Below are 25312 nucleotides of genomic sequence, written 5' to 3' on the forward strand. Positions count from 1 at the left end.
CGCCCATGCCGTCCCTGCGCGACGCAGCCCGTGGCCGCATCCTCTTCGGAGGCGACTACAACCCCGAGCAGTGGCCCGAGGAGGTGTGGGAGGACGACGCCCGGCTGATGAAGGAGGCCGGGGTCAACTCCGTCACCCTCGGCGTCTTCTCCTGGGCGAAGATCGAACCGCGTCCGGGCGCCCGGGAGTTCGGCTGGCTGGACCGGCTGATGGAGCTGATGCACGCACACGGCATCGGCGTCGTTCTCGCCACTCCGACCGCGTCCCCGCCGCCCTGGATGGGGGCCCGGCACCCGGAGACCCTGCCGCGCACGGAGGACGGCTCGGTCGTCTGGTACGGCTCGCGCCAGCAGTTCTGCGCCAGCTCCCCGGTCTACCGGCGCTACGCCGCGGCCCTCACCGAGGACCTCGCGGCGCGGTACGCGAACCACCCGGCGCTGACCGTGTGGCACATCAACAACGAGTACTGCACCCACTGCTGGTGCGACGAGACGGCCGCTCACTTCCGCCGCTGGCTGCGCAGCCGCTACGTCACCGTCGACGCGCTCAACGAGGCGTGGGGGACGGCGTTCTGGAGTCAGCGCTACGACTCCTGGACGGAGATCCTGCCGCCGCGCAAGGCGCAGTACATGAAGAATCCGGCACAGGTGCTGGACTTCAAGCGGTTCACCTCCGACGCGCTGATGGAGTGTTACGTCGCCGAGCGCGACATCGTCGCCCGGCACACCCCGCACGTTCCGGTGACGACGAACTTCATGCCGCTGTGGTCGGGCCAGGACGCCTGGGCCTGGTCGGCGCAGGAGGACATCGTCTCCGTCGACATCTATCCGGACCCCCGGGACCCACAGGGCGGCCAGTACAACGCGATGCTCGCCGACATGACGCGCTCGCAGGCCGCCGGCCCGTGGATGCTGATGGAACAGGCGGCCGGTCCGGTCAACTGGCGGGGCGTCAACCACCCCAAGCCCGAGGGCCTGAACCGGCTCTGGTCGCTGCAGGCCGTGGCGCGCGGCGCCGACGCCGTGTGCTACTTCCAGTGGCGGCAGTCCCGACAGGGCTCGGAGAAGTTCCACTCCGGGATGCTCACCCACGCCGGCGAACAGGGCCGCACGTTCCGGGAGATCAGGCGCCTGGGTGCGGAACTCGCCACGATCGGCCCGGCCGTCGGCGGCAGTGACGTACCGGCCGATGTGGCGATCCTGCACGACTGGGACTCGTGGTGGGCCGGTGCGCAGGAGGGCAGGCCGTCCTCGCTGCTGGACTACACCGAGGTCGTCCAGCGCTGGCACCGGGCGCTGTGGGAGAACGGCGTCGCCACCGACTTCGCCCGCCCGGACGCCGACCTGAGCCGGTACAAGGCGGTCGCCGTGCCTCATCTGTATCTGCTCACGGACGAGGCCGTCGACAATCTCGTGGCGTACGCGCAGGGCGGCGGGCCGCTGGTCTGCGGCTTCTTCAGCGGTATCGCGGACGTGGACGACCGCATCCGTCCGGGCGGCATGGACGCGCGGCTGCGCGAGCTGTTCGGGATCCGTACGCTCCACGAGTGGTGGCCGCTGGACGCGGGCGCGGCCGTGGCGTGCGACGGCTTCAACGGCACCCTGTGGTCGGAGGAGCTGGAGGCCACGGAGGGCACCGAGGTGGTCGCCGCCTACCGCGACGGCGAGCTGGCCGGGCTGCCCGCGGTGCTGCGCAGGGGCAGGGCGCACTATCTGTCGACGCTGCCGCAGCCGGCGGCGCTGCGGGCGCTGCTCGGCGACGTGGTGCGGGAGGCCGGCGTGGAGCCGGTGCTGGCCGGGCTGCCCGAGGGCGTGGAGGCGGTCCGCCGCGGTGACCTGCTGTTCCTGCTGCACCACGGCCGGGACACCGTCACCGTGACCGTCCCGGGCGCGTACGAGGACCTGCTGACCGGCTCGACGGCCGACGGCCGGGTGGAGCTGGGCCGCCACGGCGTGGCCGTGCTGCGGAGCGCCGCGCCATGACCGTCCGCACGCACATCGACGGCACGTGGGAGCCACGCCCCGCCACCCGCTGGGAGGACGCCTTCCTCGGCGGCAACGGCCGGCACGGGGCGATGGTGTACGGCGACCCGGCCGATGACCGGGTCGTCGTCAACCACCACACCCTGGTCCGGCCCAACGGCAGCGAGCACCTGCGTCCGCCCGAGCTCGCGGACCGGCTGGACCGGCTGCAGAGCGCGCTGCTCGCCGGGGACACCAGGGCCGCCGAGGGGTTCGGTGACGGCCGCCCGCTGGTGTGGGTGCAGCCCTTCCATCCGGCGTTCCAGACGAGGATCCGGCCCGTATCCGACACCTCGGCCGGTTCCTCTTCCGGCACGGAGGTGCCCCCGGGCTACCGCCGTACGGTCGACTTCGCCACGGGCGAGATCACGGCGGTGTGCGAGGGCCGGCGCAGCCAGGTCTTCGTCTCCCGCGCCGACGACATCATCGTCCAGCAGGTCACCGACCCCGGGCCCGCGGTGGACCTGGCTCTGGACCACGCGCTGCCGGGCGCCCCGCCGCACCTGGCCCTCGGACGCAGCGCCGTGCTGACGCCCGACGGCGGCCGGCTGACGCTGCGGGCGGGCTACCCGGACAGCGACCTCGCCTACACGGGCGTGACCGTGGTCCGGACGGAGGGCGGCAAGGTCTCCGTCTCCGGCGAGGGCTTCCGGATCGAGGGCGCCCGCAGCCTGCTCCTGCTCACCCGGGTGCGGCGCCACGCGGGGAACCTCGACGTCGCGGCGGAGTGCGCCGCCCTGCCGGCGGACGACTACGCGACGCTGCTCGCCCGGCACTGCAGCCTGCACACCCCGGCCTTCCAGCGGGCCTCCCTGACCCTGGACGCCGATCCGGCGGAACGCACGCTCCCCGGCAGCGAGTTGATTCGCCGGCCGGGCAGCCCCGCCCTGCTGGAGCGGCTGTTCGCGGCGGGGCGCTACCACCTGTACTCGGCCTCCGGCGTCCTGCCACCCCGGCTCACCGGCCTGTGGACGGGCGACTGGGACACCGCCTGGTCCGGGGCGTTCACCACCAACGCCAATCTCAACCTCCAGATCGCCTCGGCGGCGGCCGCCGCACTGCCCGAGGTGTCCGAGGCGCACGCCGCCCTGGTGTACGGGCAGTTGGCCGACTGGCGCGACAACGCCAGGGCGATCTTCGGTGCGCGGGGCATCGTCGCCCCGTCTCACACCGACGGCGAGTCCGGCCACACCCGCCACTACCAGCGCGCCTACCCGCTGCACCTGTGGACGGCGGGTGCGGACTGGCTCCTGGAACCCCTGATCGAGCACGCCGAAACGAGCGGGGCGACGGATCCCCGGCTCATCGGCGCGCTCCACGAAGCCGCCCAGTTCTACGAGGACTTCCTGACCCGCACCGCGCCGGACGGCACGGTGGCCGTCGTTCCCTCGTACTCACCGGAGAACCGTCCGGCCAACGCGAGCTGGGGGACGGTGAACGCGACGATGGACCTCGCGGCGGCCCGCCACGCGCTCACCACGTCGGCCGACCACTCCCCCGCCGCCCCGTCCTCCGCCCGGCGGCGGGCACTCGCGGACCGGCTCCCGGCGTACCGGGTCAACGAGGACGGCGCGCTCGCCGAATGGGCGTGGCCGGGGCTGGCGGAGACGTACGACCACCGCCACCTCAGCCACCTCTACCCGGTGTGGCCACTGGACGTCATCAATCCGTACGACACCCCGGAGCTCGCGACCGCCGCACACCGCGCGCTGGAGCTGCGCGGGTCGGAGAACGACTCCGCCCACGGCCATCTGCACCACGCGCTGATCGCGGCACGGCTACGGGACGGCGCGCGCGTCTCGGCGGCCCTGGACGCCGTACTGGCGGGCGACTTCTTCCACGACTCGCTGATGAGCGCCCACTATCCGTCCCGCAACGTCTACAACGCGGACGCCGCCCACGCGCTGCCCGCGGCCGTCATCGAGTCGCTCGTCCAGTCGACACCCCACCGGCTGGTCCTGCTACCCGCACCTCTTTCCGGCTGCCCGAGCGGTGAACTGCGCGGTGTGCGCACTCGGTTCGGCGCCTCGCTGGATCTGCGCTGGTCCGCCGACGGCGCCGCCACCGCGGTGCTCCACCCCACCCGTGATGCCCGGATCGACCTCCGTACGGGCGACGGGCACACCCTCACCCATGACTCCGCCGACCCGCCCCCAGCCCCGCTGGAACTGACGGCCGGCGTGGACCGCGTCCTCGAACTGGGGCCGCGGTAGCGCTCCCCCCACCCCATCCCCCCACCATGGAAGGGACACCCATGGCACAACGCACCCGCTCCCTCAGCAGGTTCGTACTGGCCCCGGCCACGGCAGTGGCGGCCCTCATCGGCTTCGCCGCCGCCCCCGCCCAGGCCGCGATCTGGTCCTCCTCGGACCAGTGGGGCAACTACACCACCTCGGACGGCTACACCCTCTACAACAACATCTGGGGCTCCGGCGCAGGCGCACAGTCCATCTGGGCCAACTCCTCCAGCAACTGGGGGGTCTGGGCCGACCACCCGAACACGGGCGGCATCAAGTCGTACCCCAACGCCAAGAAGGTCGTCAACAAGTCGATCACCTCGCTGCGGTCGCTCACCAGCACGTACAACGTCACCGTCCCGTCGTCGGGTGCGTACAACACCTCGTACGACATCTGGGACAGCGACTACGACTACGAGGTCATGCTCTGGGTCAACTACAACGGCGCCGTGGGCCCGTTGGGCACCTCGCAGGGGAACGTGACGCTCGGCGGCCACACCTGGACCGTCTACAAGGGCGACAACGGGGCCAACCAGGTCTTCTCGTTCCTGCGCACCTCGGACTCCGCCTCGGGCACGGTGAACATCCTGCCGATCCTGAAGTGGATCAAGGACACCAAGGGCTGGTGGGGCAACGAGACCATCGGTGACGTCCAGTTCGGCTACGAGATCACGTCGTCGTCGGGCGGCCTGGACTTCCGGACGAACGCGTTCGGCGTCTCCTCCAGCTAGGGTCTTTCGTTTGGATCAGGCCGGATCCAAACGAGAGGCCCTAGTCCGTACGCGAAAGGAGCCGGCCCCGCACGGGGCCGGCTCCTTTCGCGCGAGGCACTACCTCGGGGCGGGCCCGGTGCTCTCCCGTACCGTCAACTCGGGTCCCAGCAGCTCGACTTCGTCCGTGCCGCGGCCGGAGAGCTTGGCGACGACCTGCTCGACCGAGCGGCGCCCCATCTCCTGAGCGGGAATCGCCACGGAGGTCAGCCGCACCGACGCCTGGGAGGCCACCTGCTCGGGGCAGATCGCGACCACCGACACGTCCTCGGGCACCGCCCGGCCCTGCTGGCGCAGGAGATTGAGCAGCGGCTCCACCGCCGACTCGTTCTGGACGATGAACCCGGTGGTGCCGGGGCGCTCGTCGAAGATCCGCGACAGGGTCTGCGCCATCGCCGCGTAACCGCCCTCGCAGGGCCGGTGCAGCACACGCACCCCGGCCTCCTGCGCCTTGGCGCGTATGCCGTCGACCGTCCGCTCGGCGAATCCGGTGTGCCGCTCGTACACCGCGGCCGCCTCGCCGATCACGGCGACCTCGCGGTGGCCGAGTCCGGCGAGGTGTTCCACGCAGAGCGCGCCGGTCGCCTCGAAGTCGAGGTCCACACAGGTCAGTCCGTCGGTGTCGGCGGGGAGCCCGATGAGCACGGCGGCCCGGTCGGTGTCGCGCAGGAGCGGCAGCCGTTCGTCGTGGAGTTCGACGTCCATGAGGATCATCGCGTCGGCGAGCGAGCTGCCGGCGATGCGGCGGACCGCCGCGGGGCCCTCCTCGCCGGTGAGGAGCAGGACGTCGTAGCCGTGGGCGCGGGCCGTGGTGGCGACCGCGATGGCGATCTCCATCATCACGGGGACGTACATGTCGGTGCGCAGCGGAACCATGAGCGCGATGATGTTCGTCCGGCTGCTGGCGAGCGCCCGCGCGCCGGCGTTGGGGTGGTAGCCGAGCTGCTGGATGCTCAGCTCCACCCGCTCCCGGGTGGACACCGAGATGGACCGCTTCCCGCTGAGGACGTAACTCACCGTGCTCGCGGAGACTCCGGCGTGCTGCGCGACCTCGGCAAGGGTGACCATACGGCTCAGCTCTCCATCAAGGGGACATCGTCTGACACCGGCACGGGGACCGGCCTGCATCGGCAGCTTGGGCCGGATGCGGCGAAGCGCTTCGACTTCGTCCTGTCCGCCTGCGCCGTGCTGGATGGTGCGAGCCTAGACCTGCCTGCACAGCGTGTCCATAGGGCTGTCGAAGCGCTTCGACAGCCCCCTTCGAGGAGACTCGTCTCCCCGCCGGTCGTGGCGGCAGCCGTATCGGCTGCCGCCACGAGTATGCCCCAGGAGCTTCAGCGGCTCAGGACGCCGACGGGGTCCAGCCCCCCAGCCAGTCGGCGACCTCCTGCCCGGCCGCCGCGTCGTCGCTGAGCTGCGGCCGGTCGCTGCCGGCCTTCCCGGCCCCCGGCCCGTCGTTGCGGTACTCCGCGAACCGGTCGCCCTTCCAGGAGAAGCCACTCATGTCGGTCCAGGGCGCCGGCCGGATCGCGGCGCTCAGGGTGGTGTCGCGGACGGTCGTCATCGGGTCGAGCGTGGCGTCGCCACCGGCGTGCCAGGGACGCCCCAGGTAGAAGGTGGCGGCGGAGACGTCTCCGTTGAACGTGGAGTCGTTGATGAGGAAGCCCTTGCGGCCGGCGGCCGTGCTCGGGGCGGTGATGTATCCGGCGGAGCTGCCGTCCCACCGCTTCTTGAGCGTGATGACCGAGGCGTCGATGACCGCGCTTGCCCGGCCGAAGACGAAGTCGACGTTGCCGACGACATAGGAGTTCTTCATGTACACGCGGCCGAGCTTGTCCTTGGCGGCGGTGTCGAGCAGCAGGGTGTCCTGATCGCCCTCGGCGATGATCGAGTCGAGGAACACCTTGTCGGCCGCGGTGCGCAGCGCGACCGCCTGCTGACCGTTCATGTCCTGGTGGGCGGCCTCGTCGAAGTCGTTGGCGATGGTGAGGTTGCGGGCCTGGAAACCGTCCGCCTCGGCGGCGACGGTCGCGCTGCCGCCCGTGCCGTACGTCCCCGACCCGTCGGGCTTCTGGGTGCCGGAGGCGTTGTTGTAGACGATGACGGTGCTCTTGCGGCTGGGTCCGGTGCCCTGGAGGGTGACGTTCTGCTTGGTCGAGGGAATTTTCACCAGTTCGCGGTACGTGCCGGGCGCGATGGCGATGACGGTCCTGGCCGTGTTGCCCGCGGGGACCGCGTTCACGGCGGCCTGGACGGTGCGGTACTGACCGCTGCCGTCCTTGGCCACGGTGAGCGTCTTCGCGGCCGCTGCGGTGGTGGTGGCGGTGGTCCCGATGGTGGCGCGCGGCCCCGCGCCCGCCTTCACCAGCGCGGGCACGTCCGCGGCGCGGTCGAGGGTGTAGGCGTAGAAGCCGCGCGGGTCGAAGGACGCTCCGCCGCCGCTCTCGTTGCGCCCACTCGTGCCCGCGAAGACGCTGCCGCGCTGGACGAGGGTGGCGGTGCTGTCCCGGGTGACGGGGTTGTTCAGCCCGTCGAAGTAGCTGTTCTCCAGGACCATGTTCGTGTGCCCTCGGGCGTAGTTGCCGTAGCTGGCGGTGATGGCGGTGCCCGGGTCGTCCTGGAGGTAGTTGTTGTACAGGTGGGCGTGGGCCACGTTGTCGGTCGAGGGGTTGCGCTGTTCGGTCTCGTGGAACCAGTTGTGGTGGATCGTGATGTCGGCGGTGGTGTTCTCGGTCCAGCCGATACCGAAGGCCTTGTTGTCGTGCTGGAGCCGGTTCCAGGACACGGTGAGGTAGGTGGTGTCCTTGCGGCTGTCGATCAGCCCGTCGGCCATGTTCCGCAGGTCGTTGTGGTCGATCCACACATGGTGGGCGCCGTCCATCTGGATGGCGTCCCAGTCGTGGTCCTTGTCGTTCCAGGTCCCGGCGTAGGAGTCCCGGATCGTCAGGTTGCGGATGATGACGTTGTGCACTCCCTGGCCGAGGAAGAAACCGCCGCCGACGATGTGCCCCGAGGTGCCGGAGCCGATGATCGTCTTGTCGGAGGCGACCTTGATCTCCTTGCCCTTGGGGTCCATGGTGATGGCCCCGGCGACGACGATGACGTAGGGCTGTGTCGCCGTCGCGTACTTCTCCAGGTCGGCGAGGGTGCGCACGGTCACGGTCGCGCCGCCGCGTCCTCCGTACGTTCCGTCCTGTCCCAGGGCGTCGACCGAGGCGAAGCCGTCGGCGGCCTCGTCGGCCCGGGCCGGGGTGGCGGCCGCCGGGGCGGCACTGACGTCCGTGGCGTCCTGCGTGCCGGGCAGGCCGGTCGCGGTGGTGGCGGCGATCCCGGCCGCCAGGGCGGTGGCGACCGCTGCGACGAGCATCGGCCGGGTTCTGCGGGTGCGGCTGCGGTGGCTGCCGCCTGTCGGCTTGTGGGGGGCGTGCTGGGCCGTTCGGCGATCCGCTGTCATGACCTGAGACCAGTCCCTTTGAGGAGATGTGACGTTCAGGTACGGGTTGCCGCCGGTGGCCGAAAGGTTGCCGTCCGGATGAGACGCCCGGCGGCGGACGAGGCGACGGCGGTGCTCATGGAGCAGGCCCTGCTCCTCGCCGAGGAACAGGGCCTGCGCATTCGGGGGCCGTGCCCCCTGCTTCTCGCCGCTTTCCGGAGCTTCGGCGGAGTCAGACACCGAGCAGGACGGGAAACGCCTCCATGTCGTTCTGCGTCATCACGGGCAGCTTGCGGATCTCCGCGTCCGGCACCGCGAGCCGCAGCTGCGGGAAGCGCGCGAAGAGCGCCGGCAGGGCGATGCCCGCCTCGACGCGGGAGAGCGCCGCGCCGGGGCAGATGTGCGGGCCGTGGCCGAAGGTCATGTGCCGGATGGGGGTGGGGCGGGTGATGTCGAACGCGTCGGCGTCGGGCCCGTGCTGTTCGGGGTCGCGGCCGATCACCCGGTAGGAGATGACGACACCCTCGCCCTTGGCGATGACACCGTCACCGACCTGGATGTCCTCGGTCGCGAACCGCATGAGGAGGTGGGTGGTCGGGGTGTCCCAGCGCAGGGTCTCCTCGATCACGGTCTCCCAGGAGACCTCCCCGTCGAGGACCATCCGCAACTGGTCGGGGTGCGCCAGCAGGGCGCGTACGGCGTTGAGAATGAGCCCGATCGTCGTCTCGTGCCCGGCGGCGACCATCGCCTTGAGGTTGCCGACCACCTCTTCCTCGGTCAGCGGCTCGCCGCCCTCGTCGGCGAGGATGAGCGCGGAGGTCAGGTCGTCGGTCGGCTGCGCGGTCTTCTCCCGTACGAGCCCCGCGTAGAAGACGTCCAGGTCCGCGAGGAGGGCGAGGCGCTCGTCCTGCGGGGTGAGCATCGAGAAGAAGGCCTTGTACTGGCGGGTCAGCATGGCGTTCGCGGACGGGTCGACGCCCATCAGCATGCCGACGACCCGCATGGGCAGCGGCTGCGCGAACACGGACTTGAGGTCGACGACGGCCCCGTCCTTGCCGCCTTCGGCGAGCGCGTCCAGCAGTTCCTCGGTGAACTTCTCGATGTCGGGGCGTATCGCCTCCAGCCTGCGGGGCGTGAGCGCCTGGGAGGTCTTGGTCCGAAGCCGGCGGTGCTCGTCGCCGTCGACGGTGAACATGGACCGGCCGGCGTCGATCATCCCGATGAGGGGCCAGGCGTGCGTCACCTCGCCGCTCTGCCACAGACCCCAGGCGTCGAGGTCCTTCACCAGCCGGGGATCGAGCAGCAACTGCCGGGCGTCGGCGTGCCGGGTGAGGGCCCAGGCCGGTACGCCGAGCAGCTCGATCCGGGCCAGCGGCCCGGCGTCGCGCAGCCGCGCGGTCTCACCGTCAAGGTCCTGGACCATCGGGTCGATGACGACGGTCCCGCCGTCCTGGGCTGCTGCCTGGCCGGCGGCGTGGGGGCAGTTCACGAGAGGTCTCCTGTCGTACGAACGGGGGTGAACCGGACGGGGAGCGAGGTGGTGCCGCGCAGGAAGGCGGAAGGCCGTCGTACGAGGTCGTCGACGGGGACGGAGAGCTGGAGATCGGGCAGCCGGTCGAGCAGGACCTCGATGCCGGTACGGGCGATGATCTCGGCGATCTCCTGCGCGGAGAAGGGGCACCGGTACTCGCCGTGGCTGAACGCGAGATGGGCGCCGTTGCCGCCCTGGCCGGACGCTCCGGTGCCGGACATGTTCTGGCGGATCAGCGGATCGGTGTTGGCGGCGCCGAGCCCGAGCAGCAGCATGTCCCCGGCCTTGATGCGCTGCCCGCCCAGCTGCGTGTCCCGTACGGCCCAGCGTCCGGCGAGGATCTGGGTGGGGGTGTCCTCCCAGAGCACCTCGTTCATGGCCTCGCCGATGCTGCGCCGGCCGCGCGCCATGGAGTCGGCGAACTCGTCCTCGGTGAGCATCAGCCGCAGGGAGTTGCTGACCCAGTCGGCGGTGGTGAGGTGCCCGGCGGCCGTGATGGCCATCAGGTCGAGCATGTACTCCTCGTCGGTGAACGCCTCCGGGAAGGCGAGCATGCGGGAGGTCACGTCGACCCCCGGCTCGGCCCGCTTCGCGGCCACCAGCCGGGCCATGTGCTCACCGAACCGCAGATGGGCGCTCTGCGCGTCCGGGCCGCCGTCGGCCAGGTCCTTCAACACCTGGGCGATGTCGGCGCCTTGGTCGTCGGGGAACCCGACCAGCCGGGCGAGTACGAGGACGGGAAGGGGCTCGCAGAAGTCGGCGACGAGATCGGCCGTGCCGCGGCTGCAGACGGCGTCGATCAGCCGGTCGGCCAACTGCTCGCAGTGGCTGCGGATCTCGAACGGGTCGGCCCCTTCGAGGGCAGGCCCGACCATGCGGACGTGCCGCCGGTGTTCCTCCCCCGCACTGAAGTAGATGGACGGCAGGGGGCGCCCCACCATCGGCAGCAGCGGCCAGTCGTCGGGGATGTGCGGCCACTGGTTCCACAGGCCGACATCGCGCGGGAACAGCTCGGCGTCGCTGGTGACTTGGTGGAGCTCGCGGTATCCGATGACCAGCCAGGCGGGGAATTTGCCCGGCAGCTCGACGGGGACGACGGACCCGTGGTCGCGCCGCATGGCGCGATAGGCGGCGTGCGGGTCGGTCTGGAAGCCGGTCCCGCCGAGCGGCACGGCCCCGGCGTGAGCCGGACAGCCGGGCGGCGGAGAAGGAGCGGGAGTGGACAGCGCGGGTTCGGCGGAAGAAGGGCGCGTCATGAGTCCTGACTCCTGTGGCGACAGCTGCAAGCGTCATGATCATGCGATCAACGCACGTTCACTATAAGGATTTTTTGTGACGCCGGAACGGTCATCCACGCTCCGTTTCGCATCCTGAGCAGAACAACGTCGCGACAACTCCGCACAATTGCTGAGCATCACGAAGAACCGCACAGTGCCGCGCCGTGCGGACCGCGAGCACCTCCCCGCGGTCCGCCGTTCCCCTCTCACTCGGTGACGAGTCCCGGGTCGCTCTTGCCGGCCCGGCCGGTCTCGACGTGTCCGGCGAAGCGCCGCAGGAAGGTGGCGTCCAGGTCGGAGACGACGGTGACGTCGTACCAGTTCCTGCTGCCCCGAAGATCGAGCGCGTGCTTGACCGTCGTGCCCGCACCGACCGCGAAGGTCCGCACCGCTCCCCCGTACGCGACCGCACTGCGCACGGTGAGACGTACGGTCGTCGGACCACTGTTGACGAAGGTCAGCTGAAGGCCACCGGTGGCAGCGTCGTGACGTACCGTCACCTCCGGCCCCGCCGTCTTCCCCGCCGCCCGGAACGTGCGCAGGAAGCCGTTGGGGCCGTGGACGGTGAGGTCGGTCACGCCCTTGGAGTAGGCGGTGTTCCAGCTGTCCGCGAGGGACTTGCCCGCCTCCGTGGTGTACGTCCAGGGCCCGTCGGTGCGGTTCGCCGAGGTCACCAGGAACTGCGCCCCGGCGGCGGCGCCGCCACTGAAGGTGAGGCGGTACTTCCCGCTGGCCGTCTCGGCGAAGCCGTCGACGAAGGGCGCGTAGCGCAGCGGCCGGACGGGCCGGGCGCCCCTCTCCTGCTTGGGCACGCTGCCGGTGGCGGGCGGCGCGGGCACGTAGTCGGGGTGCCGGAGGCGGTCCGGCGGCTCATAGGCGCCGGTCGGCGGCAGCGTGGCGCCGGTGGTGTCCGTACGGCGGAAGTCGAAGGCGGAGGTGAGATCACCGCAGACGGCGCGCCGCCAGGGCGAGATGTGAAGCTCGTGGACGCCGAAGCGCTGTTCCATGAACCGGATGACGGAGGTGTGGTCGAAGACCTCGGAACAGGCGAACCCGCCGGTGCTCCAAGGGGAGACGACCAGCATGGGCACCCGCTGACCGAGCCCGTAAGGGCCGGCGGTGTACTTGAGGTCGCCGGGGAAGTAGTCGGCCGAGGTGTCGACGGTGGACAGCCCCTGCGCGGGACCCGACGGCACGAAGGGCGGCACGATGTGGTCGAAGAAGCCGTCGTTCTCGTCGTACGTGATGAACAGGGCGGTGCGGCCCCAGACCTCGGGATCGGAGGTCAGGGCGTCCAGGACCTGCGAGATGTACCAGGCGCCGTAGTTCGCGGGCCAGTTGGGGTGTTCGCTGTACGCCTCCGGGGAGACGATCCACGAGACCTTCGGCAGCGTCCCGGCCCGGACGTCGGCCAACAGGTCGTCGAGGAGCCCGCCGCCGTTCTTGATGTCGGTCCCGGTGCGGGCCTTGTCGTACAGGGGATCGCCGGGCGCGGCGTTGCGGTAACTGTTGAAGTAGAGCAGCGAGTTGTCACCGTACGTACCCCGGTAGGCGTCGCTGATCCATCCCCACGACCCGGCGGCGTCGAGGCCGTCACCGATGTCCTGGTAGACCTTCCACGACACCCCGGCCTTCTCCAGCCGCTCCGGATAGGTGGTCCAGCCGTACCCCGCCTCGTCGTTCCCGAGCACGGGACCGCCGCCGGACCCGTCGTTCCCCGTGTGCCCGCTCCACAGGTAGTAGCGGTTCGGGTCGGTGTTGCCGATGAACGAGCAGTGGTACGCGTCGCAGACGGTGAACGCGTCGGCGAGGGCGTAGTGGAAAGGGATGTCCTCACGGGTCAGGTGAGCCATCGTCGTCGCGGTCTTGGCCGGCACCCACTGGTCGTACGCACCCTTGTTGAACGCCCGGTGACCGCCGGCCCAGTCGTGGTTCAGATCCTGCAGGAACTGCATCCCGAGGTCGTCGGCGGGCGGCCGGAACGGCAGCACCTCCTTGCCGAGCCCGTCCTTCTGGTGCCAGACCGGCTTCCCGCTGGGCAGCGTGACGGGCCGCGGATCACCGAAGCCTCGCACGCCGTTCATGGTGCCGAAATAGTGGTCGAAGGAGCGGTTCTCCTGCATCAGGACGACGATGTGCTCGACGTCCTGGAGCGAACCCGAACGGCCGCGCGGGGGGAGGGACGCGGCACGGGCGATGCTGCTCGACAGCGCGGTGGCGGCGGCCGTGCCGCCGGCGAGTTGCAGGAGCCGGCGACGGTTGAGTTCTGCCATGAGTGGGGGCCTCTGCGGGGTGAGGGGATGTGGGGGCGAAAACGACAGGAGTGTTCCAGAATCGGACGGCCCCGCGGAAGACCCGTGCAGTGTGCATGGGGTGGCGATCGGCCGAACAGACGGCAACGGAACAGATGACCGACACCGCTGCCCGAGGCCCTGCGCCCTTACGTACGATCACCCCCGCGCATCCCGCCCGCCGCTCCCCTACGCCGCCTTCAGCCCTTCAGCCCTTCAGCCCTTCACCCCGACGCCTCCGAACGCGTCCACGTCGTCCGCGACCGTCGCGCTCTCGGCATCGGGGTGCCATGCGCTGAGCCGTACGAACCCGGGCTCGATCATGCGCAGACCGTCGAAAAGCGTCGCGATCTCCTGGGGCTCACGGACGTAGTACGGCACGGCGCCGCTCTCGATGTACGCCTTCTCCGCGGCGATCATGCCCTCGCTCGTCCGCGTACCGTCGTACACGACCAGGAGGCTCCCCGACGGCAGCCCGGCCATGAGCGCCCGCACCACCTCACGCGCGCGGCCGAAGTCACCGGCGTGGCCGAGGATGCCGAGCAGCATGAGCGCGACGGGCCGCTCGAAGTCGAGGGTCTTCGCCGCCCCGGCCAGGATGGCCTCCGGCTCGTAGAGGTCGGCGTCGATGTAGTCGGTGACGCCCTCCGGCGTACTGGTGAGCAGAGCCCGCACGTGCGTGAGCACCAGGGGATCGTTGTCGACGTAGACGATGCGCGCGTCGGGGGCGATGTCCTGGGCGACCTGGTGGGTGTTGTCGGCGGTGGGCAGTCCGGTCCCGATGTCGAGGAACTGCCGGATGCCGTGTTCCCGGACGAGATGGCTCACGGACCTGCGCAGAAACTGCCGCCCCGCCACGGCCACATCGACGAGCCCGGGGAAGAACGCCTTGATCTGGTCCCCGACTTCGCGGTCGACCTCGTAGTTGTCCTTGCCGCCCACGAAGTAGTTCCAGAAGCGGGCCGAGTGAGGGCGTGTGGTGTCGATGCGCGCCGATATCTCCGCCTGGGAAGGCACTTGCTGCTCGCTCACGGGTGCCTCCTGGCACAAACGATGTTGAGGGACGCCCTCAATCTAGCCCGATGCCGTGCCCGTCTCCCGGCGCTCCCTCGAAACAACCGGCCCCGTACTGCGGCGGACGATGAGTTCGACGGGGATCACCGTCTCGGTCTCGGGTACGGGCGCGCCGTCGATCCGGTCCAGGAGCAGGCGCAGCGCGCGGGTGCCGATCGCAGTGAAGTCGGCGCGGACCGTGGTCAGCGGGGGAAGCAGGTGGGCCGCCTCGGGGATGTCGTCGTAACCGACGACACTGACCTCGTCGGGGACGGGCCGTCCCGCCTCGTGGAAGGCGCGCAGGGCGCCGAGCGCCATCTGGTCGTTGGAGGCGAAAACCGCGGTGACGCCCGGGCGTTCGGCGAGGCGGCGGCCGAGGTCGTATCCGGAATCGGCGCTCCAGTCGCCGATGAGCGGCGCGGGGACCTCGGCTCCCGCAGCCCGCAGAGTGGCGCGCCAGCTCTCCGCCCGGCGGTCGGCGGAGATCCAGCCGGTGGGGCCGGCGATGTGGTGGACGGTGGCGTGACCGAGGCTCAGGAGATGTTCGACGGCCTCGCGTGCCCCGGTGCGGGAGTCCGCGGTGACCATGGGTGTGCCATCCCCGAGGTCGTTGTCCAGGACCACGAGGGGGGTGTCCAGCCGGGCTTGCGCGAGGGCCTCACCCATGTGCTTCTGGGGCATGATGGCGATCACGCCGTCGGCGCCCTCCGCCGCCAGCCGGGCGACGGCGTCGGCCACGGTGTCGCGGTCGGCGGTGTCGACGGCGATGGAACTGACCAGGTAACCGGCCTCACGCGCCGCGGTGTTGATGGCGGTGAGAGCCGACGCCGGCCCGTAGCGGGACGCCTCGAAGGAGACCACGCCGAGCAGTCGCGTCTTGCCACTGGCCAGGGAGCGGGCGCTGCGGCTGGGACGGTAGCCGAGGGTGCGCATGGCGTCGCGAACCACCTCCCGGGTTCCGGGGCGGACGGACGGGTGGTCGTTGAGGACGCGGGAGACCGTCTGCTTGGAGACCCCGGCCAGTTGTGCCACGTCGTCCATCACGGGCCGGGCGCCCGCGAAATTGCGGCGGCTGCGCCCCTTGGGGGGCATGCCGTCGGCGGCGCTTCGGGGCATGAGGCGGGTCCTTCGGTTCGGCTGCTCGGGGCGGCGGTGCTGGGCCCGCCCGGCTGGCAGACAGGATAGGCCGGGCGGGCCGGGGCCGAGGGCGCGGTCAGCGGGTCCGGGTGGCCCGGATCAGCCAGAGGGTCGCGGCCAGGCACAACGCCGAGAGACCGCACAGCAGCAGGGGGACGGCCCTGACCCCCGACCACTCGATGGCCTTGCCGAGCACGGGACCGGCGGCGACGCCACCGGCCATGGACGCGGCGATCACCACGGCCCCGGCCCTGCGGGCCCGGGGAGCCGCCTCGCTCAGCCAGGGCAGGCCGGTCGGAAAGATCGGCGCGATGAACAGGCCGACGCCCGCGTACGCGTACGGAGCCAGGCCCGGCACCGTCGCGAGGAGCAGGCACACCGTCATGCCGGCGCAGGAGACCGTGATGATGCTCTGCGCCGAGAACCGTAGCGCGAGGGGCGCGGCCAGGAACCGTCCGACGGTCATCATCAGCCAGTACACGGAGGTGGCGGTGGCGGCCACCCCCGCCGTGAAGCCCACGGTCTCCAGATGGGTGGGCTCCCAGCCGCCGACGCCCGCCTCGATGCCGACGTGCAGCACGTAGAGCGTGACGAAGACCGCGAGCACCGAACCCAGACTGCGTCCGAGTGCCCCGGCGTCACTGCCCGACTTCGGCGCCGTGGTCGGCGGGGTGCGGTCGCGTACGCCGCGCAGGCACAGCAACAGCGGCAGGTTGGCCAGCGCGAATCCCAGAAAGACGGCAGGGTAGTGCGCGGAACCCACCACGCCGATCAGCGCCGGGCCGAGGATGGCACCGACTCCGAAGTGCGCGTTGAGGATGTTCAGCATGGCGGTGGACCGGCGGCCGAACCCGACCGCGAACAGCTGGTTGAGGCCGTAGTCGATCCCGCCGAATCCCAGCCCGGCGAGGAGCGCCGCGGTCAGCGCGAGGGGCCAGGAGGGAGCGAGGGCCACGCCCGCCGCACCGAGCGCCATCAGTACGTACGACGAGGCGAGGATCTGCCGGTTGCCCAGGCGTCCGAACAGCCGGTCGAAGAGGAGCACTCCGGCGACGCCGCCGATGAAGTGCGCGCTCAGGCCGAGTCCGGCACCCGAGGGCGAGAGGCCGAACTCCGCACGGAAGGCCGGGATCGCCGGCCCGTACAGCGCCTGAAGCGCACCGATGAGGACGAATCCTGCGCAGGAGGCGACGACGGCGGCGGCGCTGAACAGCGGGCCGTCTGGCGCCTGTTGTGGTGCGTCGGCGGCACGGAGGCCGGTTGTCTGTTTACTCACTCGGCGAGTGTTACCGGTAACACCAACCGCGTCAAGGTGTTCCGGTTACACCCGAGGGGCCCGCCGCTTCACGCGCTCCGGCGCACCGCCCGCGCGCACCACGCGCACACACTCCCCGCACGCAACCACCGCACCCCGCGCCCGCCTGTACGCGCCCGAACACGTTGCGTAGCCTTCTCGGAGGGCAGACAGACTTCCGCTTCGCGTGAGGAAACGCCGCGACCGACCACCACCCCGTTCCTGCCAAGTCCAGTCAACTCACCACCGGCCGGGGTCCGTTCGTGTCCTGACGGCGCCCGGCGCGTCAGGGGGAACCGATGTCCGCGCATGAAAGACATGAGCACGACCGGATAGCCGAAGCCAGACATTGCCGAGCGGTGCCGACCGGAGGACGGTGGACGCGGCGCGCGGTCGGCATGCTGTCGTCACTGGCGCTGGCGGCCGTCGCGGTGGTCGCGGTACCAGCGGGGCCGACGGCGGCGGTACCGCCGGGAACGTATGCCTTCGTCGCCGGCTACGGCAACGGGACCGTGACGGTGATCGACACCGCCACCGGCACGGCGGCCGCGAGCATCGGCATCGGCGGCAGCCCGCGCTCCGTCGCCCTCACCCCGGACGGCACCCGCGCGTACGTCACGAACTACAGCACCGGCAAGGTCTCGGTGATCGACACCACCACCAACGCGGTGACCGCCACGATCGACGCCGGCGCCTACCAGGAGGAGCTGGGGGTGACCCCGGACGGCTCCCGGGTATACGTCGCCAACGCCGGCAGCGCCAGTGTCTCGGTGATCGATACGGCCACCGACACGGTGTCGTCGACCATCCCCGTCAGCGGAAACCCCCGCGGTCTAGCGGTCTCGCCCGACGGGTCGCGCGTCTACGTCACCGACTCCGGCTCCGCCGTGTCAGTGATCGACACCGCGACCGACACCGTTTCGGCCACCATCAACGTCAGCGGCAGCGCGCTCGCGGTCGCGTTCGCCCCGGACGGCGCGCACGCCTACGTCACCAGCGCGGGCGCCAACACCTTGTACGTGATCGACACGGCCACCAACACGGCGACGGCAGCCATCGGCGTCGGCGCCAGCCCGCACGGCGTGATGGTGACGCCCGACGGCTCGCGGGCGTACGTGGCCAACTACTTCAGCAACACCGTGTCGGTGATCGATCCGGCGACCAACACGGTGACCAACACGATCGGCGTCGGCACCTACCCGTGGGAGCTGTCACTACCGCCGGGCGGCGACCACCTCTACGTCACCAACAGCGGCAGCAATGACGTTTCGTTGATCGACCTGGCCGACAACACGGTGACCTCCGGCATCGCCCTCGGCACCGCGCCGCTCGGCATCACCTCAGGCGTCGTACGTCCCGCGCAGGCCGACCTCGCCATCGGTCTGAAGGCCAAGGCCAACACGCTGCTCCCGGCCTCCATCGGCTACACGCTGACGGCGCACAACACGGGGCCGGGCGAGGCCACTTCGGCCCTTGTCACCGCGACCCTGCCCACCGGCACCACGGCAACCGGCCTCTCGCCCGGCTGCACGACCACGGGCAACTCCGTCGTCTGCACCTTCACGAACCTCGCCAAGGGCGCCACCGCCACCGCCCACTTCAAGGTCCCACTGCCGCTGCTCAGCCTCGGCCGGCTCACGGTCAAGGCCGCGCGCACGACGTCGACCCCGGCCGACCCCAACCCCGCCAACGACACGTCGTCGGCGTCCTGCACGGTGATCTCCATCCTGCTGGCCACCTGCTGACGCCGACGCGGACCGGAGGTATACGGCCCCGGCCATACCTCCGGTCGCATCTCCCCGCAGGTGGATGCACGATGTGCGTGATCGCTCGCTGTCAGGTGGTGGGAGACGTTTCGACCTTGAACATGGCGTGTTCCAGCACCTCGTCGCTCACCTCGACGCCCCCGAAAGGAACCCCTGATTCCACCACCCTCGGGCGTTGCGATTTTCGCATCACAGGTCTTAGGCTGCACTTATGACGGAATCTGTGACCGATCGCGTACGGAAAGTGATGGACGCCGCCTCTGTCAGCCAGGCCGCGTTCGCCGAGACGATAGGGCTCGCGCCCGACAAACTGTCGAAATCGCTCAATGGCATTCGTAGGTTCACCTCCCTCGACCTCGCCCGGATCGCGGAGTTCGGCAGCACGACCGTCGACTGGCTGCTGACAGGGCGTGAGCCTCTTCGTCCTTCCTTCGCGGCCCGCACCAGCTCACCGCTGGCGGAGGGCGAAGCCCGAAACAAGCTGAAGGACCTTGTGGAGCGGTTCACGACGGCTCATGAGGTGCTGGCACTCCTCGGCCGATCGCCCGACCTGCCGGAGCTTCCTGCGGTCCGAACCGACCTGGACCGCTACGTCGACCAGGGTGTGGCCCTCGCAGAGGACTCCCTTGAACGGCTCGCTGCCGCAGGCACGCCATCCGTCTGCGATCTTGAAACCCCCGAACTCGTCCAAGCCCTGGAGAGCGCGTTCGGTGTCGACGTGGCGAAGGTCGCATTGCCTGACGGCCTCGACGGTGCAGCGTGGCAGGCGGACGGATTCCGGCTCATCATGATCGACCGGACGCCGGTTCCCACGCGCCAGCGCTTCACACTCGCGCATGAACTGGGCCACATCCTGGCCCGGGACGCGCAGAACTTCCTCTCAGAGACTCACCTGTCGCCAGGACACCAGAAGGATTTGTCGGAGATTCGGGCCAATGTGTTCGCGGCGAACTTCCTGATGCCCCGGAGCGAGATCGCCGCCGCGGTGGCGGGGCACGAGCTCAGCGACGAGGAACTCAGGTCACTGGTCGTGCGCTTCAAGGTGTCACCCAGTGCTCTCGGCGCGCGCCTCGCACAGCTTGGCTTCATCGACGCGAGCACCAGGAGCAGACTGCGCAGGATCACCACGGAGACCTGCCACCTACTCGCGGGTCGCACCGACGTCTACGCGGCCGCCGCCGCATGGTCGCAAGCGATGCGACTGCCTTTCCGGCCCAGTCAGTTGTTGTACGAGGGATACCTCGCCGGCGAGACCACACTGCGCCCGCTCGCTGCCTACACCGACTGGGATGTCAACGAGCTCCACACGGCACTCGAGCCCGACCCGGAGGACATCGCAGCTTCCGCCGCCCCAGACGTGGAAGAAGGGGACCTGGTCTTCCAGCCATGACGCGACACCACTGGTTTCCCGACAACACCGTGTTGTGCAATTTTGCTGCAGTCGACCGCATGAGCCTGCTGGAGAAGGTCCTCGACGGTCGAGGCCGCTGGACCGAGGCAGTCGCCGCAGAGGCGGCTCAGTCGACCCGGCATTTACCCAAACTGCGCCAGGTGACCGACGACGGGTGGCTCGGTATCCCCATCGAGATCGACGACCCCGCCGAAACGGCACTGGTGGACCGTATCCGCCGAGTCGTCTTCGCGGGATCTCCGTCCCGCCCCTTGCAGCACCTGGGTGAGGCCGAGACCCTCGTCGTCATCGAGCACCGCACCGAATTCGCCCACTCCGTATGGATCACGGATGACAGGGAGGCGGGCCGCTACGCGCGGCGCAAGGGGATGCTCGTCAAGGACACAGTCGACCTCATGCGCGCGGCTGTCGTGGCGAGCCTGGTCCCGCTGCGCGAGGGCCATGGACTCCTCATCGCAATGGGGGATCACGGTCGCCATCTGCGGGGGGTGCCGCAAAGAGCCGGGGACCTCCTGCTGTAACGAGGTCGCGGAGAGGAGAACGCACCGAGACCTTATGGTCCGTCTCAATCGCCTGACACACGCCCCCCTTGTCTGATCGCTACCGACCGCCCCCTTACGCCCCGTTGACACCCCATCACCTACGGCGAACCATGCGGAGTGGGGATCAACGTCTGACTCGACCCGTGGGGGGCATATGTCAGAAGGGCTGTACGGCTGGCTCGTTTCTGCCGTGTCAGAATTCGGCCGGGCTTCAAAGGTCAAACTGTCCGGCGGTGGCGGCCCCGAGGCATCAATACGCGGTCCGCTCGAAGCCCTGCTCAAGGTCGTGGGTGAGCGGCAGCAGCTGCACGAAGTCAGCTGGCACGACGAGTACTCGCTCCCCGACCTGGGCGTCCGGCCCGACTACGCCGTGCGGGCCGGGGGTGAGCTGACCGGCTACATCGAGCTCAAGCGGCCCGCCCTCCCCGTAGATCCCACTACGTTCAGCAAGGCGAACAAGGAGCAGTGGGAGAAGCTGCGGAACCTGCCCAACGTGCTCTACTCCAACGGAACCGAGTGGCGGCTGTTCCGCGACGGGCAACAGTTCGGGGAGACGGTCTGGTTCACCGGCGCGCTGAAGAGCGCAGGCAGCACGCTGTCTCCCGCGGACCCGGCCGCCTTCGACGCACTGCTCAAGATGTTCCTCAACTGGAAGCCTCCCGCGATCTCCAACGTGTCGCGGCTGGTGCAGCACATCGCGCCGCTCTGCAGACTGCTGCGCTCGGCCGTGCTGGAGCAACTCGCCGCCGAGCGCGAGTCCTCCGCAGCAGACGACGACCTGCGCGCCCGACCGTTCACCGGCCTCAAGAACGAATGGCGCAAACGGCTGTTCCCCTCCGCCGACGACACCACGTTCGCAGACGGCTACGCCCAAGCGGTGACCTTCGCACTCCTGCTCGCACGCTCAGAGGGCCTCCTCGTGCCAGGTGCCGGTCTTCATGACGTCGGCCGCAGTCTGGACGCCGACCACGCCCTCATGGGCCGGGCGCTCCAACTGCTCACGGACAACGTCAACGACCGCTTCCGGGTGACGCTCGAACTGCTGCAGCGCACGATCACGGGCGTGGACTGGCCCGCCATCCGGGCCGGCAACCGGGACGCCTACCTCCACCTGTACGAGCAGTTCCTCACAGTCTACGACCCGGCGCTTCGCCAGAAGAGCGGCTCCTACTACACACCGCACGAGGTGGTGGAGGAGATGGTCCGACTCACGGAAGACGTGCTGCGCACCCGTCTGGGCCGGGAGGCGGGCTTCGGTGAGGACGACGTGCGCATCGTGGACCCGGCCATGGGCACCGGCACGTACCTGCACACGATCATCGAGCGCGTGGCGGAGCAGGCCGCCGACCGCTACGGACCGGCTATGGCCCCGGACGCCATCGCCCGGCTCGCCTCACGCCTCTGCGGCTTCGAGGTGCAGATGGGCCCGTTCGCCGTCGCGGAACTCCGCACCTCCGACCTCCTGAAGCATCACCGGACGCCGGTGCCCGAGGGAGGGATGAACCTCTTCGTCACCGACACCCTCGACAATCCTTTCGTCGAGGAGGAGCAACTGTACTCGTACGACGCACTGTCCGAGGCCCGGCGCCGGGCCAACCGCATCAAGGCGAACACGCCGGTGACCGTCGTCATCGGAAACCCACCGTACGACGACAAGGCGGAGAACCGCGGTGGCTGGGTCGAGAAGCGCAACGGCAGCCACGAGGCGCCGCTGCTCGACGACTTCCGGCTGGCAGGCAATGGCCGGTACGAGCATGTGCTCAAGAACATGTACGTCTACTTCTGGCGCTGGGCTGCCTGGAAGGTGTTCGACGCCCACGAGACCGACCGGCACGGAGTGGTCTGTTTTATCAGCCCGTCCGGCTGGACGACCGGCCCCGGTGGACGAGGCATGCGGGAGTATCTGCGCCGGACATGCGACGAGGGCTGGATCATCAACCTCTCGCCGGAGGGACAGCGCCCGGATGTCGCCACACGTGTGTTCCCAGGGGTGGCTCAGCCGCTGGCCATCTGCGTGTTCGTCCGCAGCGCGGCGGCGGGTGGCGCGCGTGATGCGGCGCTGGTGCACTACCGCTCGGTGTCGGGCAGGCGGGAGGAGAAGTTCCGGAAGTTACGCGAGGTCGAGCTGGACGACGGGGAGTGGCGGGACGCCCATTCCGAGGGAGTACGGCCGTTCGCCCCCGCGACGCAATCCGGCTGGGATGACTTTCCCGAACTGACCGACGTCTTCCCCTGGGGCACGCTGGGGGTGACTTCTAATCGCTCCTGGACGAGCGCCCCGACAGCTGAAACCTTGCGACAGCGGTGGGCGACACTGATCCGGGAATCCGACCCAGGCGACAAAGCCAAGCTTTTCAAGAGCACCAGTGACCGCACCTTGACGAGCAAGAAGGAACCCCTCCCCGGCAGGTCACACCGCTCGCCTGTCATCGGAAAAGAGACGCAGCCACTTCCGGAGTTGATCCGCGCAGCGCTCCGCAGCTTCGACAGACAGTGGCTCATCGCTGACAACCGCGTCCTCGACCGCCCCCGCCCGGACCTCTGGGCCGCGCTCCAGCCAGGCCAGCTCTTCCTCAACCAGCAGTCGTCGCACGAGATCGCTTCGGGTCCGGCCGTCGTGGCCACGCACCTCATACCCGACACGCATCACTTCAACGGCCGGGGCGGCCGCATTCTGCCGCTTCTCCACCCCGATGGGTCCGCCAATGTCGCCGAAGGCCTCCTCACCCACCTGACCCGCACGCTCGGCGCAGAACCGGTGACGGCGGCGGATCTGGCCGCGTACACCGTTGCCGTCACCGGCCAAAGCGCGTTCACCGAACGCTTCTCCGAGGAACTGCTCACTCCGGGAGTACGTCTGCCGCTGACCCGTGACCCGGGACTCTGGCGCAGCGCCACAGCCATCGGCAGGGAGCTCCTCTGGGCCTCGACGTACGGCGAGCGCTTCGCCGACCCCGCTGCCGGCCGCCCGTCCGAAGCAGTCGAGTTCCCCTCCGGGGACGAGCGCCAGGTGCGCTACCTCACGCATATCGGCAGCGGCGTTCCGGAGCGCATGCGCTATGAGGCCGAGACGCAGACGCTGCATGTGGGCGAGGGGACCTTCGCTCCGGTACCGGAGTCGGTCTGGACCTATCACGTCGGCGGCATGAGAGTCGTGAACAAGTGGTTCGGCTACCGCAAAGCGAAGCCCACCAGCAAGCGGACGAGTCCCCTGGACGACATCCATGTGGAGAGCTGGCCGCCGGAGTGGACCAAAGAGTTGATCCAGTTGCTCTCCGTACTCCGCCGCATCACCGACCTCGGTCCGGCACAGGCCACTCTTCTGATGGACATCCTCGCGGGCCCTGTGGACACGCACGCCGAGCTGGTTTCCGCAGGGGTGCGGCTCGGCTCGGAATCCGGTCGCAAGCCGCGGCACCGACCCATGGACGGACTCTTCTCGGCGGACGATGTCACATGACGGCCGTCGGCTCAGGCCGGGCGTCGAGCAGCGCTACTCAGGGCCTCTTCGAAGGTGACGGAGCCCTGGGCGAGCCGTCGGACAGCCAGCGTGAGCTGGGGGGCCTGCGACTCATGCGCTTCGGCGAGCCGGGCTACCTCGCTCAGGCGCACCTCCGACGTCTCGGAGAGACGCCGATAGTGCACGGCTACGCCGAGGGCAGTGACCGTCAGCTCGCCGTCTCGCCGCTCCATCAGTTTCAGCCAGCTCAGCAGGGGCACATCCTCGTGCATCTGTTCAGGATCGATCCCTCGTGCGGTAGCGACCTGTGCGTCTTCGGTGCTGGCGCGCGGGTCGCGCAGGGATGCGGTGACCAGTTGCGCAAGGAGCCGCCACTGCGCGTCAGTGAGGTCCACGTGGGGTAGGGGGGCGGAAAATTGCATGCCCACATGCCTAGCACATGATGTGGACGCCCCGGCTCGGGTTGGCGTAGTACGGGAAACGGCCCGTCGGCGCGGCAATGCTGCACATCGTCCGGCGACTCATCCGGAGACATCAGGCCCTGCTCGGTGCCGCACTCCGCCCAGGCCGACTTGGCGTAGGGATCCATTGCTTACCGTGACGGGTCGGCCGGGCAAGTGCCCGGTCCGTGAGCGGAGCGGGGGGCGCAGGTGGCACGGGGGCCGGTCGGGCGGGTACGGGTGCGAAGCAGGCCGTGGCAGCGCCGGTCCTACCTCCGCCTTCCGCTGCCGGAAGGCCCGCGATCGTCCGTGTCGGTCGTCGTGATCCGGCGGTAGAGGGTGAGGAAGAGCTCCAGCTCTTCGCTCTCCTCCGCGCTCGCACGCCCCGAAGCGAGGCGGCTCCGGGCGTCCTGGCTCATGCGGCTCAAGTGACCCACGTGGTCCAGGTGGTGCCAGAGCAGGCGGAACGTCTGCTGGTGGTCGTAGAGGCTCGTCTCGTACGACCTGTTGACGATGTGCCGGGCCTGAGCCATGAGGGCCCGGAAGGTCTCCCTGTCGCCGGACGACAACAGGCGCTTCAGATGGCGGTGATACACCGCCAGTTCGGGCTCTTCAGCCGCGTCCATACAGATTCCCCCTGATGTATTCG

General features: G+C 69.8%; 17 protein-coding genes. 7 read left to right on the forward strand and 10 right to left on the reverse strand.

Annotated features, from left to right (window positions below):
- Positions 1-5 precede the first annotated feature (5 nt).
- From ABTX18_RS03190 to ABTX18_RS03200, 3 genes are read left to right on the forward strand one after another with little or no spacing between them, the layout of a single operon-like run.
- On the forward strand, positions 6-1982 hold the full coding sequence (locus ABTX18_RS03190) for a beta-galactosidase (RefSeq protein ID WP_352120995.1): 1977 nt from the start codon (positions 6-8) through the stop codon (positions 1980-1982).
- The gene (locus tag ABTX18_RS03195; protein WP_352120996.1) at positions 1979-4234 is read left to right on the forward strand and encodes a glycosyl hydrolase family 95 catalytic domain-containing protein; all 2256 of its coding nucleotides are present in this window, start codon (positions 1979-1981) and stop codon (positions 4232-4234) included. Before ABTX18_RS03190 ends, ABTX18_RS03195 begins: the two co-directional genes overlap by 4 nt.
- Positions 4235-4275: 41 nt before the next feature.
- Positions 4276-4989 (forward strand): glycoside hydrolase family 12 protein, encoded by a 714-nt coding sequence (locus ABTX18_RS03200; RefSeq protein ID WP_352120997.1) that lies wholly within the window; start codon positions 4276-4278, stop codon positions 4987-4989.
- A 99-nt stretch (positions 4990-5088) separates the two neighbouring features.
- Here the strand turns inward: ABTX18_RS03200 and ABTX18_RS03205 are convergent, their stop codons facing one another.
- The 8 genes from ABTX18_RS03205 to ABTX18_RS03240 all read right to left on the reverse strand — a co-directional run bounded on the left by ABTX18_RS03205 (position 5089) and on the right by ABTX18_RS03240 (position 16963).
- Complete coding sequence (locus ABTX18_RS03205) at positions 5089-6096, reverse strand: LacI family DNA-binding transcriptional regulator (RefSeq protein WP_352120998.1); 1008 nt, start codon at positions 6094-6096, stop codon at positions 5089-5091.
- A 274-nt stretch (positions 6097-6370) separates the two neighbouring features.
- Positions 6371-8395, reverse strand: coding sequence for a pectinesterase family protein (locus tag ABTX18_RS03210; RefSeq protein ID WP_503061088.1), 2025 nt, complete (start codon positions 8393-8395; stop codon positions 6371-6373).
- 298 nt (positions 8396-8693) lie between these two features.
- Complete coding sequence (locus tag ABTX18_RS03215; protein ID WP_352121000.1) at positions 8694-9950, reverse strand: cytochrome P450 family protein; 1257 nt, start codon at positions 9948-9950, stop codon at positions 8694-8696.
- Complete coding sequence (locus ABTX18_RS03220) at positions 9947-11248, reverse strand: cytochrome P450 (RefSeq protein ID WP_352121001.1); 1302 nt, start codon at positions 11246-11248, stop codon at positions 9947-9949. The genes ABTX18_RS03215 and ABTX18_RS03220 overlap by 4 nt, the downstream gene beginning before the upstream one ends.
- A gap of 227 nt (positions 11249-11475) precedes the next feature.
- Entirely contained in the window at positions 11476-13542 is a 2067-nt protein-coding gene (locus ABTX18_RS03225) for a phosphocholine-specific phospholipase C (RefSeq protein ID WP_352121002.1), read from the reverse strand.
- Between the two features lie 234 nt (positions 13543-13776).
- Complete coding sequence (locus tag ABTX18_RS03230; RefSeq protein WP_352121003.1) at positions 13777-14592, reverse strand: SAM-dependent methyltransferase; 816 nt, start codon at positions 14590-14592, stop codon at positions 13777-13779.
- 42 nt (positions 14593-14634) lie between these two features.
- Entirely contained in the window at positions 14635-15729 is a 1095-nt protein-coding gene (locus ABTX18_RS03235; RefSeq protein WP_352121004.1) for a LacI family DNA-binding transcriptional regulator, read from the reverse strand.
- Positions 15730-15826: 97 nt separating this feature from the next.
- The gene (locus ABTX18_RS03240) at positions 15827-16963 is read right to left on the reverse strand and encodes an MFS transporter (RefSeq protein ID WP_352121157.1); all 1137 of its coding nucleotides are present in this window, start codon (positions 16961-16963) and stop codon (positions 15827-15829) included.
- A 440-nt stretch (positions 16964-17403) separates the two neighbouring features.
- Here ABTX18_RS03240 and ABTX18_RS03245 point away from each other — a divergent pair, with 440 nt between their 5' ends.
- The 4 genes from ABTX18_RS03245 (at position 17404) to ABTX18_RS03260 (ending at position 24223) form a co-directional block, all read left to right on the forward strand.
- A complete protein-coding gene (locus ABTX18_RS03245; RefSeq protein ID WP_352121005.1) occupies positions 17404-18789 on the forward strand; it encodes a beta-propeller fold lactonase family protein in 1386 nt (461 codons plus the stop codon).
- A gap of 244 nt (positions 18790-19033) precedes the next feature.
- The gene (locus tag ABTX18_RS03250; RefSeq protein ID WP_352121006.1) at positions 19034-20200 is read left to right on the forward strand and encodes a helix-turn-helix domain-containing protein; all 1167 of its coding nucleotides are present in this window, start codon (positions 19034-19036) and stop codon (positions 20198-20200) included.
- Positions 20197-20742: a PIN domain-containing protein gene (locus ABTX18_RS03255; protein ID WP_503061082.1), complete on the forward strand. Its 546-nt coding sequence runs from the start codon at positions 20197-20199 to the stop codon at positions 20740-20742. The genes ABTX18_RS03250 and ABTX18_RS03255 overlap by 4 nt, the downstream gene beginning before the upstream one ends.
- A gap of 175 nt (positions 20743-20917) precedes the next feature.
- The gene (locus tag ABTX18_RS03260) at positions 20918-24223 is read left to right on the forward strand and encodes a type ISP restriction/modification enzyme (RefSeq protein WP_352121008.1); all 3306 of its coding nucleotides are present in this window, start codon (positions 20918-20920) and stop codon (positions 24221-24223) included.
- An 11-nt stretch (positions 24224-24234) separates the two neighbouring features.
- Here the strand turns inward: ABTX18_RS03260 and ABTX18_RS03265 are convergent, their stop codons facing one another.
- The gene (locus ABTX18_RS03265; RefSeq protein WP_352121009.1) at positions 24235-24618 is read right to left on the reverse strand and encodes a hypothetical protein; all 384 of its coding nucleotides are present in this window, start codon (positions 24616-24618) and stop codon (positions 24235-24237) included.
- 314 nt (positions 24619-24932) lie between these two features.
- Entirely contained in the window at positions 24933-25289 is a 357-nt protein-coding gene (locus tag ABTX18_RS03270; RefSeq protein WP_352121010.1) for a hypothetical protein, read from the reverse strand.
- Positions 25290-25312: the final 23 nt, after the last annotated feature.

This window comes from Streptomyces sp. NPDC096323 (assembly GCF_040302845.1).
GTDB lineage: Bacteria > Actinomycetota > Actinomycetes > Streptomycetales > Streptomycetaceae > Streptomyces.